The sequence below is a fragment of the Fodinicola feengrottensis genome (assembly GCF_010993775.1).
GTDB classification, from domain to species: Bacteria; Actinomycetota; Actinomycetes; order Mycobacteriales; family HKI-0501; genus Fodinicola; species Fodinicola feengrottensis.
In genome coordinates, this window is sequence record NZ_WOTO01000062.1 from 1 (window position 1) to 15883 (window position 15883).

Annotated in this window: 13 protein-coding genes, 1 tRNA gene and 2 pseudogenes; 3 read left to right on the top strand and 13 right to left on the bottom strand. The window is 69.0% G+C overall.

The window, feature by feature from the left end; all coding sequences use genetic code 11:
• Window positions 1-67: 67 nt before the first annotated feature.
• Together GNX96_RS39475 and GNX96_RS39480 are read right to left on the bottom strand one after the other, a co-directional pair.
• A complete protein-coding gene (locus GNX96_RS39475) occupies window positions 68-961 on the bottom strand; it encodes a zinc-dependent alcohol dehydrogenase family protein (protein WP_313885906.1) in 894 nt (297 codons plus the stop codon).
• A 152-nt stretch (window positions 962-1113) separates the two neighbouring features.
• Window positions 1114-1560, bottom strand: coding sequence for a PfkB family carbohydrate kinase (locus GNX96_RS39480; RefSeq protein WP_163572789.1), 447 nt, complete (start codon window positions 1558-1560; stop codon window positions 1114-1116).
• Window positions 1561-1589: 29 nt separating this feature from the next.
• On the opposite strand from GNX96_RS39480, the gene GNX96_RS39485 reads away from it, so the two are divergent.
• Complete coding sequence (locus GNX96_RS39485; RefSeq protein ID WP_163572790.1) at window positions 1590-1913, top strand: hypothetical protein; 324 nt, start codon at window positions 1590-1592, stop codon at window positions 1911-1913.
• Between the two features lie 155 nt (window positions 1914-2068).
• Here GNX96_RS39485 and GNX96_RS39490 read toward each other — a convergent pair whose 3' ends face one another.
• From GNX96_RS39490 to GNX96_RS39500, 3 genes and pseudogenes are all read right to left on the bottom strand, one after another.
• On the bottom strand, window positions 2069-2467 hold the full coding sequence (locus GNX96_RS39490; protein WP_279582694.1) for a GNAT family N-acetyltransferase: 399 nt from the start codon (window positions 2465-2467) through the stop codon (window positions 2069-2071).
• Window positions 2468-2531: 64 nt separating this feature from the next.
• Window positions 2532-3263 (bottom strand): annotated as a pseudogene (locus tag GNX96_RS39495) (phosphotransferase); the annotation flags it as partial.
• Between the two features lie 239 nt (window positions 3264-3502).
• Window positions 3503-3575: transfer RNA gene (locus GNX96_RS39500), tRNA-Asn, on the bottom strand.
• A 126-nt stretch (window positions 3576-3701) separates the two neighbouring features.
• Here GNX96_RS39500 and GNX96_RS39505 point away from each other — a divergent pair.
• On the top strand, window positions 3702-3995 hold the full coding sequence (locus GNX96_RS39505) for a hypothetical protein (RefSeq protein WP_163572791.1): 294 nt from the start codon (window positions 3702-3704) through the stop codon (window positions 3993-3995).
• A gap of 3 nt (window positions 3996-3998) precedes the next feature.
• Here GNX96_RS39505 and GNX96_RS39510 read toward each other — a convergent pair whose 3' ends face one another.
• The 3 genes from GNX96_RS39510 to GNX96_RS39520 are packed head-to-tail and all read right to left on the bottom strand — an operon-like array spanning window position 3999 to window position 6906.
• Window positions 3999-4523 carry a hypothetical protein gene (locus tag GNX96_RS39510; protein ID WP_163572792.1) on the bottom strand — a complete coding sequence of 175 codons (525 nt, stop codon included), beginning with the start codon at window positions 4521-4523 and terminating at the stop codon, window positions 3999-4001.
• A gap of 6 nt (window positions 4524-4529) precedes the next feature.
• Entirely contained in the window at window positions 4530-6422 is a 1893-nt protein-coding gene (dnaG, locus tag GNX96_RS39515; protein WP_163572793.1) for a DNA primase, read from the bottom strand.
• 10 nt (window positions 6423-6432) lie between these two features.
• Complete coding sequence (locus tag GNX96_RS39520; protein WP_163572794.1) at window positions 6433-6906, bottom strand: MarR family winged helix-turn-helix transcriptional regulator; 474 nt, start codon at window positions 6904-6906, stop codon at window positions 6433-6435.
• Between the two features lie 91 nt (window positions 6907-6997).
• On the opposite strand from GNX96_RS39520, the gene GNX96_RS39525 reads away from it, so the two are divergent.
• Window positions 6998-8182: an MFS transporter gene (locus tag GNX96_RS39525; protein WP_279582696.1), complete on the top strand. Its 1185-nt coding sequence runs from the start codon at window positions 6998-7000 to the stop codon at window positions 8180-8182.
• A 90-nt stretch (window positions 8183-8272) separates the two neighbouring features.
• Here GNX96_RS39525 and GNX96_RS39530 read toward each other — a convergent pair whose 3' ends face one another.
• From GNX96_RS39530 to GNX96_RS39550, 5 genes and pseudogenes are all read right to left on the bottom strand, one after another.
• Complete coding sequence (locus tag GNX96_RS39530; protein ID WP_163572796.1) at window positions 8273-9487, bottom strand: deoxyguanosinetriphosphate triphosphohydrolase; 1215 nt, start codon at window positions 9485-9487, stop codon at window positions 8273-8275.
• 23 nt (window positions 9488-9510) lie between these two features.
• Complete coding sequence (gene ppdK / locus GNX96_RS39535) at window positions 9511-12189, bottom strand: pyruvate, phosphate dikinase (protein ID WP_163572797.1); 2679 nt, start codon at window positions 12187-12189, stop codon at window positions 9511-9513.
• A 185-nt stretch (window positions 12190-12374) separates the two neighbouring features.
• Complete coding sequence (locus GNX96_RS39540) at window positions 12375-13073, bottom strand: class I SAM-dependent methyltransferase (RefSeq protein ID WP_163572798.1); 699 nt, start codon at window positions 13071-13073, stop codon at window positions 12375-12377.
• A 2-nt stretch (window positions 13074-13075) separates the two neighbouring features.
• Window positions 13076-14218: pseudogene (gene dusB, locus GNX96_RS39545) on the bottom strand (tRNA dihydrouridine synthase DusB).
• Between the two features lie 86 nt (window positions 14219-14304).
• A complete protein-coding gene (locus GNX96_RS39550) occupies window positions 14305-15822 on the bottom strand; it encodes a DUF5722 domain-containing protein (protein ID WP_279582697.1) in 1518 nt (505 codons plus the stop codon).
• Window positions 15823-15883 lie beyond the last annotated feature (61 nt).

A 15883-nucleotide genomic window follows, 5' to 3' on the forward strand; every position in this document is an offset into this window, starting at 1 on the left:
AGTTCCGCCTGACCAGTGCGTCCCTGAACTCGGCGGCGGGATGAACTCGTCACCGACGGCAAGGACGTCAGCCACGAGGCAGCACCTGCGTTTTGAGCCCTTTCCCACCGCGGAAGGCGTCGAGGGCGGCCGGATACTGTTCCAGCGGCAGCCGGTCGGTGATGATGGTGTCCGCGTCGACGAACCCGGCCGCGAAAAGCTCGGCCGCCCGCGGATAGCTGTGCAGCACCGCCATCGACCCGACGATGGTGATTTCCTGGTTGTAGATGCGGAAAGGCGAGAACTTGGCCACCGCGTCCTCATTGGACACCCCGAACTGCAGGAAGGTGCCGCCCTTGCGGGTACGGCTGAAACCGTCCTCGATCGCCGCCACCACCCCGGTGCAGTCGATCACGATTTCCCAGCCCAGCGGCCGATCCAGCTCGGCCGCGCTGGTGGCCACCGCGGTGGCGCCGAGCTTGGTCGCGGTGGCCAGTCGGCCGGCGTTGGTGTCCACGACGGACACCGACGCGGCCCCGGTGCGTACGGCCATCTGCAAGTTCAGCAGCCCCATCGTGCCGGCGCCGTAGATCAGGATGTGCTGGCCGACCCGCGCGGACAGGACGTCGAAGCCCCGCACGACACACGACAGCGGCTCGATCAGGGCGGCGTCTTCCAGTCGTACACCCTCGGGCAGTACGGACAGGTTTTTCACTGGTGCGAGCGCGAACTCGGCCGCGCCGCCGGCCTTGGAGACGCCGATGGCGGCCCAGTTGTCGCACAGGTTTCCGCGGCCCAGCTTGCAGAAATGGCACTCGCCGCAGAACAGCGATGGGTCCACCGCGACCTTGTCGCCGACCCGGACCTCGGTCACGTCCGACCCGATCTCAACCACCTCACCGGCGAACTCGTGACCGGGGATGATGATCGGCAGCGACGGTGCGAACTCCCCGTCCGCGATGTGCAGGTCGGTGCCGCAGATCCCGCAGGCCGCGACGCCGACGACGACGTCACGCGGCCCTGGGTCGGATCCGGCACAGTCTCGACCGAGACCTTGCCCGGCTCGTGGATGACCGCGGCTCTCATCTGATCACTCCCTCTGGCGCGTAAGACCTACTGCACTACCCAATCAAATCAGTCGACGCTGGTCGCGCCCGAGTGCGCCGTGACGGTGACCGCTTCCGGCGGCACCGGCCGGTCCGGCACCTGGGCGGTGCCGGCCACCAGGCACGCGGACGTCCCCCAGGCGACCGCACGGGCCAACCGCTCCGGCTCCGGACCCTCGACCGCCAGGAACCCGGCCAGCAGCGAGTCGCCGGCGCCGACGGTGTTGACGACCTCGATCGTCGGCGGCACGGCCTGCCACCAGCCGGCCGGGCTGACCAGCACGGCACCCTGCGCACCCATGCTGACCAGCACAAATGCCGTCGGCGCAAGGGACCGGGCGGCGGCAACCGCGTCGACTGGCGAGCGTACGTCCCGACCGCTCACCTCGGCCAGCTCCTGCGCATTGGGCGCGATCAGGTCCCGCGCCGGCGTCGATCGCGGCCCGCAGCGCGGGTCCGGAAGTGTCCACGGCAACCCTCGTCCCAGCCGCGTGACCAGCGGCGATGGCCGCCTCGACGAGCCCGTCCGCGGCGGCCGGCAGCGACCCGGAGACGACCAGCCAGCCGGCGCCCTCGCAAACCTCGCGGGCCGTACTCACCAACGACGCCCGCTCACCGGCGGTCAGCTCGGCACCGGGCTCGTTGAGCTTGGTGGTTTCGCCGCCGGGCAGCACGACCGAGAGGTTCACCCGCACCGGCCGGGCGGTCGGGATCGCGTACGTGACGATGCCGTCGGCCTTCAACAGGTCCACCAGCTGCGTGCCCTCCGGGCCGCCGGCCGGCACGATCGCCACCGACTCGTACGAGCGGGCGACCAGCACCGGGTGACGTTGACGCCCTTCCCGCTGGCCTCGACCCGCGCGGTGCTGGTCCGGTTGACCGCGCCCGGCACCAGCCGGTCGAGCGTCACCGTACGGTCGATGCTGCTCGGCGTCGGCGTCAACGTGACGATCACTTGCGATCCCCTCCGTCCAGGCGCATCGTCAGGAACGCGGCACTGCCGTCCTCCGGGAAATAGCGGTCCACCTCCACGAAAGCACGGGACTGGGGGCGAACCGCACACCGTCCACATTGGTCACCAGCACCACCGTCTCGATGGCGCCCGCACCCAGCTCGTACGCCCGCGCCAGCTCCGACTCGTAAAACCGCTGCCCGTACCCGCGCCGGCGGTGCGCGGCCAGCACCCGGACGATCACGGTGGCCGTCCTGTCCGGGCCCGCTGGCGGCCGTACGGTCGCGCAGCCCACCAGCGTGTCGTCGACATACGCCACCGTCAGGTGGTTCTGGCCGATCCGCTCCCGAACCTCCTCGACCGACAGCGCCGCGTTGGGAATGATCACGTTGTGGACCTCACGCCAGTCATGCAGCGTTCGCTCATCCACCGGCTCAATGCGCATGGTCACACCCAATGACCTGCCAGCGCCGCCGTCAACCGGCTTTTGCTTACTAGTGGCCCTCGAATGCCAGCACACGATCGAGCGCCGCTCGGCCCACGGGTCCCCAGTTCGGCTTGCCGCCAGGAAGGCCGCGATCTCCGTTTTGGCCCATGAGCATGAGAAAAAGGCTCTTCATCGCGGCCAACCCGCGAGCGCGCCGGATTGTCGCCTCGTCGGCACGCGCGTACGCGTCGAAGAACCGTGAAGCCGCGCCCGCCGGAAGCAGCAACCACGCGGCCGCGAGGTCCCACGCCGGATCGCCGGCGAACAGGTCACCGAAATCGATCACGCCCGCGAGCGTCCCATCCGAGACGACGACGTTCGCGGGGTGGAGGTCGCCGTGCAGCCACAACCGCGGGCCCTCCCATTCGGGAGCCGCGGCGGCATCGTCCCAGACAGCCCGCGCCTTGCCGGCAATGTCGCCGAGGTCAACAGCTCGCATGAAATTCTCAAAGCCGCCCGTGCAGTTCTTGGGGTGAGCGCCGCGGTCCGTACTGTCCGGCGCTTCGGCGGGTGCCTCGACGTGGAGCGCCCTCAGGAAGCTCGCCAGAGTGTCGGCGGCGTGGTCGGCACGGCTGATCGAGGCGCGGTCCAGGGGCTCGCCAGGAACCCACATCATCACCGTCCAGGGCCATGGAAACCGCACGGACGGTTCACCGATCCGCACCGGGATCGGGACGGGCAGCGGTAGCCGCGGGGCCAGGACGGGCAGCCACTGGCGTTCCCTGAGGAGAAGATCCGGGGCATTGCCGGTGCGCGGCATCCGTACGACCAGGTCGTCGCCGAGGCGCCACTGCTGATTGCCCCCCAGCCGCCCACCACCTCGACGACAGGCAGGCCCGCAAGATCTGGATGCTGCTCTTTCAGCAGGGAGCGCACCACATCCTCGTCGATCTGGACATTGTCCACGTACGACCTCGAAGTCAGGCGCGGGAAGATGTGGTGCTGGCCAGGGGTTTTGGCCCCTGACCTCGCAACTTGCTCCCCGGACTGGACTCGAACCAGTAACCCTTCGGTTAACAGCCGAATGCTCTGCCAATTGAGCTACCGGGGACCGACGCTGACGTTTCCGTCTCGCGCGATTGAAAGACTACACCAGGCAGTGGGTCGCCCCGACAGGGTGGTCCGGGGCAGGATGGAGGTGCACGGTAGGTAGCCCGGTTGCTAGGAGGGATGACCCATGAGCACCATGACCAAGGTCGCGTTCGTCGCCGGACTCGCCGTCGGGTATGTGCTGGGGACCCGAGCCGGCCGGGAGCGGTACGACCAGATTCGCCGGCTGGCTCGGGCGGTCAGGGAGAATCCGACGGTCCAGGAGACCGCCGGCATCGTCCAGGCGCAGGCCACCAATGCGGTCGTCGGCGCTCGCGACATCGTCGCTGACCGGCTCGCACAGACTCCGGTCGGCGAGCGCTTCGCCGCTGTCTTCAGCAACGCCCCGAGCGGGCACGTGAACGGCGCCGGCCCGGCGTAAGCGTCAGGGTTGGGGTGGAGCGGCCGATCGAGCGGCAGCGTCGATCAGATCCGCGACCTGCGCTCGTACGGCCGGGTCCTTATAATCCGTGCCCGCGTCGTAGCGGGCCGCCCAGGCCAGGCCGTCGACCATGGGCACCCGGCGGCCGACCACCCAGACACCGCCGGTTGCCAGCTGGTGGTGGGCTGAGTACGCGACGCTGCGGGTGACTCGGGTGCGCACTTCCGGCGGCAGGTCGCCGGGGTCGGTCAGCCGGATGTGCAGCGGCGGGCCGTCCGCGACCACCCCCGGGTCGATCTCGTCGGACGGGATAACGGTCAGCACGCCCTCGGCCCAACCGGCCTTGTGGATCTCGTGCCAGCCGAGCCGGCGGCGCGGCTCGGCCGGTGGCCACAGACCCTGCGTGGTGGCCACGACCAGCGTGCCTTCCTCCGTACGCCCCCAGGCGACCACCCGCTCATGCGGGTCGACCAGGGTCTGCGCCTGCGCGGGGATGCGGCGGGCCCGCAACCGGTCGAAGATGCCCATCTTGTTCTACAAACCGCCTATCGCCTGCTCACGCAGGCCGCGCCGATGCTGTTCCAGCGCGAACAGCTCGCCAGCCAACCGGGCCGACTCGTCCGGGTTCTCCACCGGGTTCAGCCGCTGCAGCCGCGACTTCAGCGGCATGATCTGCCGCACAACGGCGAGTTCCTGCAGACGGGCGAGCACGATGCCCGCGTATCTCGGGTCGGGCTCGGTCGAGCTGTGGGCCGGCTCCACCGCCAGCTCGGCGACCACGCTCTGGGTGACCAGGTCGTCGCACGCCTCCTGGATGCGCTGCACCCACTCCGGCCCGGCGGTGCCTGTGACCACGCCACCGACGGCCTCCAGCGCCTCGCGGATGCAGATATAGACGGGATGCGTGTACGCGGCTGCCTCGATCGCGTCGAACATCGGGCCGGCCAGCACGGGGGTCTGCACCGCGAGCTTGAGTGCCTCGCGTTCGACGCCAAGTGCCTGGTCATCGGCCTGCGGGCGCTGCTGCCGGGGCACCTCGGGCGCGGCCTCCACGGCCGCGGGGCCGGGCCGGCGCTGGCCCTTGGGGGCGGTGTTGGCGGCCTCGGCGACGGCCCGGTTGACCGGCTCGATCTCCATGCCGAGCCGGCCGGCCAGCCATCGCGCGTATTCCGGTCGCTGGGCGCGGTCCTTCAGCCGGGCGACGTGCGGCGCGCAGGCCCGCATCGCGGCGACTCTGCCCTCGACGGTGTCCAGGTCATATCTGTCCATGGTGGACTGCAGGACGAACCGGACCAGCGGGGCGCGACGCTCGATCAGGTCCCGTACGGCCAGGTCGCCGTTCGCCAGCCGGAGCTCGCATGGGTCCATCCCGTCCGGGCTGATCGCGATGAACGTCTGCGCGACGAACCGCTGGTCGTCCTCGAAGGCGCGGCGGGCCGCCTTCATGCCGGCCTCGTCGCCGTCGAAGGTGAAGACCACCTCGCCGCGGAACTCGTCCTGATCCATCAACAGCCGGCGCAGCACCGAAATGTGCTCGTTGCCAAAGGCCGTGCCGCAGGTCGCCACCGCGGTCGGCACGCCTGCCACGTGACAGGCCATCACGTCGGTGTAGCCCTCGACCACCACCGCGCGGTGCCGCTTGGCGATCTCCCGCTTGGCCCGGTCCAACCCGTACAGCAGCGCCCCCTTCTTGTAGATCGGGGTCTCCGGGGTGTTCAGGTATTTCGGGCCGTCGTCGTCTTCCAGCAGCCGGCGCGCGCCGAAGCCGACCACGTCACCGGACACCTCCCGGATCGGCCACAGCAGCCGGCCGCGGAACCGGTCGATCAGGGTGCCGCGCCGGGACTGTTTCGCGAGGCCGGCGGTGACCAGCTCGTCCTCGGTGAACTTGCGGCCGCGCAGGTGCTTGGTCAGCGCGTCCCACTCGCTCGGCGCGAACCCGCAGCCGAAGTCCGCGGCGACGGTCTGGTCGAAGCCGCGCTCGGCCAGGAACTGCCGGGCCGGACGGGCGCCGGCGGTGCCCAACTGCTCGTTGTAGAACTCCAGCGCGGCCACGTTCACCTCGACCAGCCGCTGCCGCTGGCCGGACCGCTTGGGTTGCACCGGGCCGCCGCCGGCGGTCTGCTCGTACGTCACCGCGACGCCGGCGCGGGACGCGAGCCACTCCACCGCCTCGGAGAAGCCGAGCATCTCCGACTCCATCACGAAGGTGAAGACGTCCCCGCCGACACCACAGCCGAAGCAGTGGTAGAAGCCGCGCGCTGGACTGACCGTGAAAGAAGGTGATTTCTCGTCGTGGAAAGGGCAAAGTCCCTTGAGGCTGCCGCCGCCGGCCGATCGCAGGGTCACTCGACCGGACACCACGTCGGCGATGGGCGACCGCTCGCGTACGAGCGCGACGTCGGTGTCCCGGATGCGGCCTGCCACGGCCGAGAGTCTAGTCCGGCGCCGACCGACGGACAGTCGCCGGAGTCAGGGTGGCGACCAGTCGGGCCAAAGCCGGCACGGCGGCGGTGATCGCGTCCCGGTCCGCGGTCGAGAGAGTGCCGAGCGCACTGCCGATCCGGCGCTCGTGTGCCTGCTGCCAGTCGGTCAGCTTCTGCCGGCCGGCGGCGGTCAGCGTCAACCGGCCGGCCCGGCGATCGGCCGGGTCCGCCTGCCGGTCCACCAGGCCGGCCTCGATCAGCTGGCTGGCGAGACCACTCACCGTGTTCGCGGCCAACCGGAGCTGCGCGGCCAGGTCGCCGATCCGCTCGGACGGCACGTCACCGAGCGCCTGCAGCAGCTCGACCTGCGCGATCGGCAGTGACTCGGCCGGGTAGTCGGTCCGGATGCTGGCCCGCAGCGCCCGCCGCAGCCGGGCGACCACGTCCGTCAGCGCCGCGACCTCGTCACCGCTGTCCCCGCTCATCGGCAGAGCTTATCCAGCCGGCCCTCGCGGTGTGGTGGACGGCACAATGCCTCGGATCCCGATTATCTCGGTCTCCGATATAATTGGGTACGTGCTGAGTCGACTCTTGGTGGAACCGGCACGACCGGCGATCGTCCGCGATCGTTCGTACGCGCCGTGGCTCGCCGTCGCGGCGGTCACCATCGGCGCCTTCATGGGGCAGCTCGACGCCAGCATCGCGACGGTCGCACTCCCCCGCATCCAAGCCGACCTCGGCGTCTCAGTCGGCGCGGTCGAGTGGGTGTCACTCGCGTATCTGCTGACGCTGATCGCCACCATCATCGCCGTCGGGCGGCTCGCCGACCGATATGGACGCAAGCTCTTCTACGTGTACGGGTTCGGGCTCTTCGCGCTGGCCTCGCTCGGCGCCGGCCTCTCCGGCTCGCTGGAGATGCTGGTGCTTTTCCGTGTCGTACAGGGAATTGGCGCGGCCATGCTGCAGGCCAACAGCGTCGCCCTGATCGCCACCAGCCTGCCCCGCCATCAGCTCGGCCGCGGCATCGGCATTCAGGGCGCCGCCCAGGCCGTCGGGTTGACGCTGGGTCCGGCAGTCGGCGCGCTGGTGGTCGCGCACTGGGGCTGGCAGGCGATTTTCCTGCTGAACGTGCCGGTCGGCGCTCTCGGCATCGCGCTGGGACTGGTATTCCTGCCCCGCAGCCGCGGTCTCTGCCGCAGCGCGATTCGCTGGCTCGACTTTTTGCCCGCACTGCCAGGATTACTGGCCGGACTTGGTTCCTATCTGGTGCTCTTTGGCGTACTTTTCGTCATCCCGTTCAGCTACCACGGCGCCAACACGGGACTGGTCTTGACCGCCCTGCCGGCTCTGATCGCGATCACCGCACCCGTCGCCGGCTCCCTGGTCGTACGCGTCGGCGGCCGTGCCCTGACCACTGCCGGCATGCTTCTGTCCGCGCTGGGGCTGGTCTTCTTATCGCTGGCATCCGGCGCGTGGTTGACCGCCGCGGCTCTGGGGGTCGTCGGCATCGGCATCGGCGCGTTCACCCCCGCCAACAACGCCGGCATCATGGCCCTCGCGCCGCCGGGCCAACCCGGCATGACCAGCGGCGTCCTCAACCTGACCCGAGGTCTCGGCACCTCCGCCGGCGTGGCCCTCACCGGCGCCGTCTACACAGCCACCTCCGGCAGCGTCCCAGTCACCGTCCTTACTCTCGCCGCGGTCGCGGTCGTGGCCGCGGTTCTCCAGGGGGTGCGGCGCGAAACTGTCGTACCCGGGTGACATTTTGAGCCCCCGCCCTTTCAGAAGGGTGGGGGGCGGGGGGCGGGTTTTCATTACGTAAGTAGACGCGCGCGCGAGATAAGCGCGCGTTCAGCGGGCGCCGAGCCGGTTGGCCCAGCGTTGGATGGAGGCGTCGGTGAGGCTGGCGACCTGGTCGATGATGACGCGCAGCCGGGCCGCGTCGTTCGGGGCCTGCGTCCACAACGGACGAAAGACCGGGTCGAGGGCGTCCGGGGCTCGTACGGTCAGGGCCGTCACGACACCGGTGACGAGTTCGCGCTGCCGGGCGTACGCCCACTGGGCATCTCGCCGCTGCATCACCCAGCGCCAGGCGATCGCCTTCAACAGCGCACATTCGGCCCGGGCCCGGCGCGGCACGATCAGGTCGGCGGCATAGCGGCGGAGCGGGCCGGGGCCGTGGGCGGCCTGGGTCGCCTCCAGCGCCGCCTCGCTGAACCGGCCGGTCAGCGCGCTGGTCAGCGCTTTCAGCGCGACCTGCGACCGGTGCCCACCGTCGTAACGGGCCACCGCGGTGATCACCGAATGGCCCCGGATGTCGTCCAACACCTGCGAAAGCTCGCCGGCTGACTCGTCGGAATACATCCGGGCGGCCAGCTTGCACAACTCCGCCCGCTCGTCCCGATCATCCAATGTGGACAGTTTGATATGGCCGGCGTGCACGCCGTCTTCCACGTCGTGGACGGAATACGCCACGTCGTCCGCCCAGTCCATCACCTGGGCTTCCAGGCAACGGGCCCGATCCGGTACGCCTTCGCGCAACCACTGGAAACCCGCGCTGTCGTCGGCGTAATAACCGAATTTCCGCTGCCCGTCGGTCCGCGGCCACGGATATTTGCAGGTCGCGTCGAGGCTCGCCCGGGTCAGGTTGAGGCCGACGCTGCGACCGTCCGGCTCGACGACCTTCGCCTCCAGCCGGGTCAGGACGCGCAAAGTCTGCGCATTGCCCTCGAAACCACCGCACCCGCCGGCGACCGCGGCCAGCGCGTCCTCGCCGTTGTGCCCGAACGGCGGGTGGCCGAGGTCGTGCGCGAGCCCGGCGGTGTCGACGATGTCCGGGTCACAGCCGAGCGCGGCGCCCAGCTCGCGGGCGATCTGGGCGACCTCCAACGAATGCGTCAGCCGGGTCCGCGGGAAGTCGTCGACGCCGGCCGTGACGACCTGCGTTTTGGCCGCCAGCCGGCGAAAACCGGCGCTGTGCAGGACCCGCGCGCGGTCGCGCTGATACGCCGTACGGTCGCTGGTCGGCGACTCCACCACCCACCGCTGCTCCGCGTGGGTCGTCATATCCGGGCACATCGCCAAGCCTGTCACAAAATAGCGGCGCGGCCAGCCTCCAGCCGGGCCACCGGCACCCGGAACGGCGAGCAGGACACGTAGTCCAGGCCCACCTGGTGGAAGAAGTGCACCGAGGCCGGGTCTCCGCCATGCTCGCCGCAGACGCCCAGTTTGAGGTCCGGCCGGGTGCCGCGGCCTTCCTCGGACGCGATCCGGATCATCCGTCCGACGCCCTCGACATCGAGCGACTCGAACGGCGAGACACCGAAAATGCCTCGGTCGAGATAGCGGGAGAAGAACGCGGCTTCCACGTCGTCGCGGGAAAATCCCCACACCATCTGGGTCAGGTCGTTGGTGCCGAAGGAGAAGAAGTCGGCGGCCACGGCGATCTGGCCGGCGGTCAGCGCGGCCCGCGGCAACTCGATCATGGTGCCGATCAGCATGTGCAACTCGACGCCAGTGGCCGCGCCGACCTCGGCCAGCACGCGCTCGGTCTCGTCCCGTACCAGCTCCAGCTCCAGCTCCTGTACGGCCCCGACCAGCGGGATCATGATCTCCGCTCGCGGGTCGCCGCCGGCCTTCTTCCGCTGCGCCGCGGCCTCCGCGATAGCCCTGACCTGCATGGCGAAAAGGCCGGGGATGACAATGCCCAGCCGTACGCCCCGAAGCCCCAGCATCGGGTTCTGTTCGTGCAGCCGGCGGACCGCGTCCAGCAACCGGTGATCTTCCTCGGTGGCCTCGCCACGCTCTTGGGCGACCGCGACCCGGACCGAAAGATCGGTCAGGTCCGGCAGGAACTCGTGTAGCGGCGGGTCCAGCAGCCGTACGGTCACCTCCTTGCCGTCCATCGCCTCGAAGATCTCGATGAAGTCGCCGCGTTGCAGCGGCAGCAACGCGGCCAGCGCCGCGTCGCGTTCTTCCTTGCCCTCGGCCAGAATCAGCCGCTCCACCTGGTGCCGGCGCTCCCCCAGGAACATGTGCTCGGTACGGCACAGCCCGATGCCCTCGGCGCCGAACCGGCGGGCCCGCGCGGAGTCCTCGCCGTTGTCCGCGTTCGTACGCACGCCCAGCCGGCGGACCGAGTCGGCGTGTTTGATCAGCCGGTCGACGGCCTGCACGAGGTCGTCGTTTTCGCCTGGTTCAAGGGTTCCCTCGAAATACTCAACGACCGGCGAGTCGGTGACCGGCACCTCGCCAAGGAAGACGTCGCCAGTCGAGCCGTCGATGGAAATCAGGTCGCCTTCGGACACGACAGTGCCGTCGGCCGCGGTGATCGTGCGGCTCTTCTGGTCGACTTCCAGTTCTTCCGCGCCACACACGCAGGTTTTGCCCATTCCGCGGGCAACCACGGCAGCGTGCGAGGTTTTCCCGCCCCCCCGGCTGGTCAACACCCCGACCGCCGCGATCATGCCGTTCAGGTCGTCGGGGTTGGTCTCCCGGCGAACCAGAATCACCTTCTCCCCGGCCGCCGCCTCGCGAACAGCGGTCGCGGAGTCGAAGACGACCTTGCCGACGGCCGCGCCGGGCGAGGCATTCATGCCCTTGGTCAGCTTCTTCGCGTCCGCGGTGGAGCCAAACCGCGGGAACATCAAGTTCGCCAACTGATCGCCGGTGACCCGCCGGAGCGCTTCGTCCTGGTCGATCAAACCCTCCTCGACCAGCGCCACCGCGATCCGGAAAGCGGCCGCGGCGGTACGCTTGCCCACCCGCGTCTGCAGCATCCACAGGTTCCCGCGCTCAATGGTGAACTCGATGTCACACAGGTCGAGGTAGTGGTGCTCCAATGTGGACATGATGCCCAGCAGTTGGTCGAACGACTTCTTGTCGATGTTTTCCAGCTCGGCCAGCGCGACCGTGTTGCGGACCCCGGCGACCACGTCCTCGCCCTGCGCGTTCTGCAGGTAGTCGCCGTAAATTCCGGTCCTGCCGGTCGCCGGGTCGCGGGTGAAAGCGACACCCGTGCCAGAGTCCGGGCCTAGGTTGCCGAACACCATCGCAACGATGTTCACGGCCGTGCCGAGGTCCGACGGAATGCGTTCCTGCCGGCGGTAGAGAATCGCCCGCGGTGCGTTCCACGACTCGAAAACCGCCTGGGTGGCGAGGTCCATCTGCGCACGCGGATCCTGCGGGAAGTCCTGGCCGGTCTCGTCGACGATGATCTTTTTGAAGGTCTTGACCAGATCCCGCAGATCGTCCGCGTCCAGGTCGATGTCGTTCTTGGCGCCTTTGGCCTTTTTGGCCGCGTCGATGGCGGACTCGAAGTGCTCGCCGTCAATGTCCAGGACGGTTTTGCCAAACATCTGCAGAAGTCGCCGGTACGAGTCCTGCGCGAACCGTTCATCGCCGGACTGGTTTGCCAAGCCGTGCACGGATTCGTCGTTTAGACCGACGTTCAGAACAGTTTCCATCATTCCCGGCATCGAGAACTTGGCCCCGGAACGTACCGACACCAGCAGTGGATCGGCCGCGTCGCCGAGCGTCTTACCCATCGTCTTTTCCAGCGCTGCCAGGTGTTCGCCGACCTGACCGGCGAGCTCCGGCGGATTCGCGCCAGTCTCCAGAAAGGCCTGGCAGGCGCGGGTAGTGATGGTGAATCCGGGCGGCACCGGCAGTCCCAGGTTCGTCATCTCGGCGAGGTTCGCGCCTTTGCCACCGAGCAGGTCCTTCTGGTCCTTGTTTCCCTCGGCGAACGCGTAAACATATTTGGTCACGGACCTTGCTCCTCACCGTCAACGGCAACGGCCCGGCCGCGTCGAAGGGGTGCCTCCAACACACCGGGCCACACATGGGGGTGTGCCATGAGGTTAGTTATCAGCGGCCCCCGCCGCAGCTCAGCTGTGAGCAGCCACACCGATTCAGCCGTACGGGACCGATAAAGCAGAGTTTGATATCACCACTACCCAAGGGTGAAGTAGACCATCGGGTTGTCCGTGCTCTTACGCACCGGTTGATCCAGCTTCAGGTCCCGGCGTAGCTCCAGCAGCCGCTGGTACGTCTGCCGGGCCCGGGCCGGAGCGGCGGTGAAATACGGCATGCCGTGGCGACCGAGGTGGCGCATCAGCACCGCGCCCTCGCTCAGCGGCACCGGCCGGCGAAAGTGGAACACGTCGTGCACGCTGACCCGGACGCCGCTGCGCAGCCCGGGGAACAGGTGCTCCAGATACCAGCGGGCGAAGCGCCCACTGTGAGCCGCGTCGATGAAGACGTAGTCGGGCGAGGACTCCAGCTCCCGCCAGCGGTCCTTGACATCGCCGTGGAGGAACGTCCGCCGCCCCGCCGCCAACTCGGCCGGCACGGTCCGCTCGGAGCTGTCGATCAGGTCGTACGAGAACAGGTGCCCGGTCCCGTTGTCGACCAGCGCCCGCAGGATCCAACTGGCCGACCAGCCGTGCAGCGCGCCGATCTCGACGACCGTCTCCGGGCGGGTGTCCCGTACGAGCAAGTACGTGATTTCCGCCTCGATGTCGTCCAGTTGCGCCTTGATCGGGCCGCGGAACCTCGCCAGCAGCTCACGCTGCGCGTTCCGGGCGTCCGCGAGCGGCTCCGCATACTTCTCGTACAGCTCGACGATCAAATCAAGGTCAATCGGGCGCACGGTCAGCCTCCCGAGGTGTCGAGCTCGGCGCCGAAGGGCGCGTCCGCGCAGTCGGCGGAGGCCAACCAGCCGTCCGGCAGGCTCACCTTGCGGATGCCGGTGCTGCGCCCGCGGGGCACCCCGAGCTCCGAACGTGGATACGGCTGGTCGAGGTCGAGAGTGCCGAGCAGGTCGTCCAGCTCGGCCAGCCCGGCGGCCATCCCGAGCGCCCGGCGAGTGTCGCCACCGACCCGGAATCCCTTCAAATACCAGGAAACGTGCTTGCGGAAGTCGGTCACCCCGCGCTGCTCGCCGAGGTGCTCGGACAACAGCTCGGCGTGCCGGCGCATCACCCCAGCGACCGCGCGCAGGCCCGGCAGGGCCCGCTCGGACCGGCCGTCGAAGGCGGCCGCGAGGTCGGCGAACAGCCAGGGCCGGCCGAGGCAGCCGCGGCCGACGACCACGCCCGCGCAACCGGTCTGCTCGACCATCCGCAAGGCGTCGTCGGCTTCCCAGATGTCGCCGTTACCCAGCACCGGCACGTCCAGCGCGGCCGCCAGCTCGCCGATCGCGGACCAGTCCGCGGTGCCCGAATACATGTCCGCTGCCGTACGCCCATGCAGCGCGACCGCGGCCACGCCGGCCTCCTGGGCGATCCGGCCGGCTCGTACGAACGTGAGGTGGTCGGGGTCGATGCCCTTGCGCATCTTCACGGTGACCGGGATGTCCGGACCGGCCTCGCGGACCGCGGTGGTGACGATCCGCTCGAACAGCCGCCACCGCCACGGCAGCGCCGACCCGCCCACCGCGCCGGGTGACCTTTGGTACCGGGCAGCCGAAATTCAGGTCGATGTGGTCGGCGAGGTCCTCGTCGACGATCATCCGTACGGCCGCGCCACCACCCCAGGGTCGACGCCGTAGAGCTGGACCGAACGGGGCCGCTCGTCCGGGTCGAACCGGACCATCTTCAGGGTCTTCTCGTTGCGCTCGACCAGCGCTCGCGTGGTGATCATCTCGCACACGTACAGGCCGGCGCCGTGCTCGCGACAGAGCCGCCGAAACGGCGGGTTGGTGATGCCCGCCATCGGCGCCAGCACCACCGGCGGCCACGCCTGGATCGGCCCCAGCCGCAACGGCCGTACGCCTACCCCTGCCGCGATCGTCATACGCCCAGGATATCTACGGCATCACGTACCCGAGCAATGACTCGGTGCGCTGCCCCTCACAGTGCGCGTCACCGGAGACGAAGTGGTCACCATTGCCGGGGACATAGCAGCGATAGAGCGGAACGCTGCCGCTGACTTGCGAGGTGTACGCGTAGCCCACCGGCCCGAGCGGCTGCAGGTTCTCGCAGTTCGAGTCCTGGCTCAGCAGGTTGTGGCCCTGACCTGGCGCGCCGACCATGCACTCGTACAGCAGGATCGAGCCGGGCTGCTGGTCGCGGAACAAGTGCCAGCTCTGCTCGCGCGCCGAAGCCGCTGGGCAGCTGCCGGGTGGACGCCCAGTGGCCGCGGCTGGCGTTGTAGCCGCGGACCAGCTTGGTGTAGGGCAGCTGCTCGAAGCCGCAGGACAGCTGCGGCGGGTTCAGATCGTTGCGGTTCGCCAGCGCCCACACCGCCCACGACGGCTTCGCGCTGCCGTCGCTGTTGTGCAGGCCGAGCGAGACGCCCTCGTTGGGCTGGTCGGTCATCCGGTGGTAGACGTAGTTGCTGATTCCGGGCGTGCCGAGGATGTTCCGAAAGCCCGTACAAATCGCCGTCGCCTGCTGCTGCAGGGTCGACGGCGTCGAGTTCACCCCACTCTCGGTCAGCTCAACATCCCAGCTGGTCGGACGGTCCGGGAAGGTGGCCCGCAGCCAACCCTCGACCACTCCGACATCGCCATAGGTGACGTACGGGAAGTCGTCCGGTCCGAAGACCGTGCTGCTCAACGGATGCGCGTACGGGTGGATGGCGACCCGCCACTGCCGGTCGCCAGCCCGGGCCGCCAGGCCGCGGATGACGGTCTCGCCGGAGAGGGTGCCGTCGTACGACGCGGGGGCGTCCAGTTGGGAGCCGAACTGTTGGTCCAACGACACCAGCACCTTCGCCGTCGACTGCTCGAGGGTGATTTTGTCGTAGCCGGCGTTGTAGTTGTTGGCGATCTCGTTCAGCCACTGCGTCTGGTCGCACGCGACGCCCTGGCCGCAGCCGATGTCGAACCACGCGTTGGTGTTGACCTCGTTGTCCAGCACGAAGTCCGCTACCCGGCCGTGCCCGTGCTGACCGTCGTACCGCTGCGCCAACATCCCGGCGAACCGCCCGAAGTCGGCCGCGTTGTTCGGCGTACAGAAGATGTCGAAGCCGGCCGCCACCGGCGAGCACACCTTGCCCTGCCGGGCCCACGCCGGTGTCCCGTAGAGGACACCCGTGACGACCAGGCCAAGCGCGGTCCACTGCTGGATCGCCGCGTCGGTGTCGGCCGGCACGGTGAAGCACTGCCCGTCGTACTCCTGCTGGCCGCTGCCGCAGGGGGCCGCTGTCTGGGTCGCCTGCCAGGTGGCCCAGATCAGGTTCATCGCCACGCCACCGGTGTTGTTGCCGGCGATTTCCTGTTTGTTCGGCCAGAAATCCGGTTGCAGGGACTTGATCCGGTACGCGTCCCGGTTCGGGTAAGGCAGTGCTGTGGCGGACCGCCGGTCGGCGGCGGCCGCCGGGCCGGGTGCGACCCCGGCGACCAACCCAGCGGCCAGTAACGCGCCGACCAACACGATGACTCGCAGCTTGTTCACCCACATGCCTCTGCTCGTACAGCAGCGAAAGGCGGTGATCAACAGCCAAGGCCCGGAATCG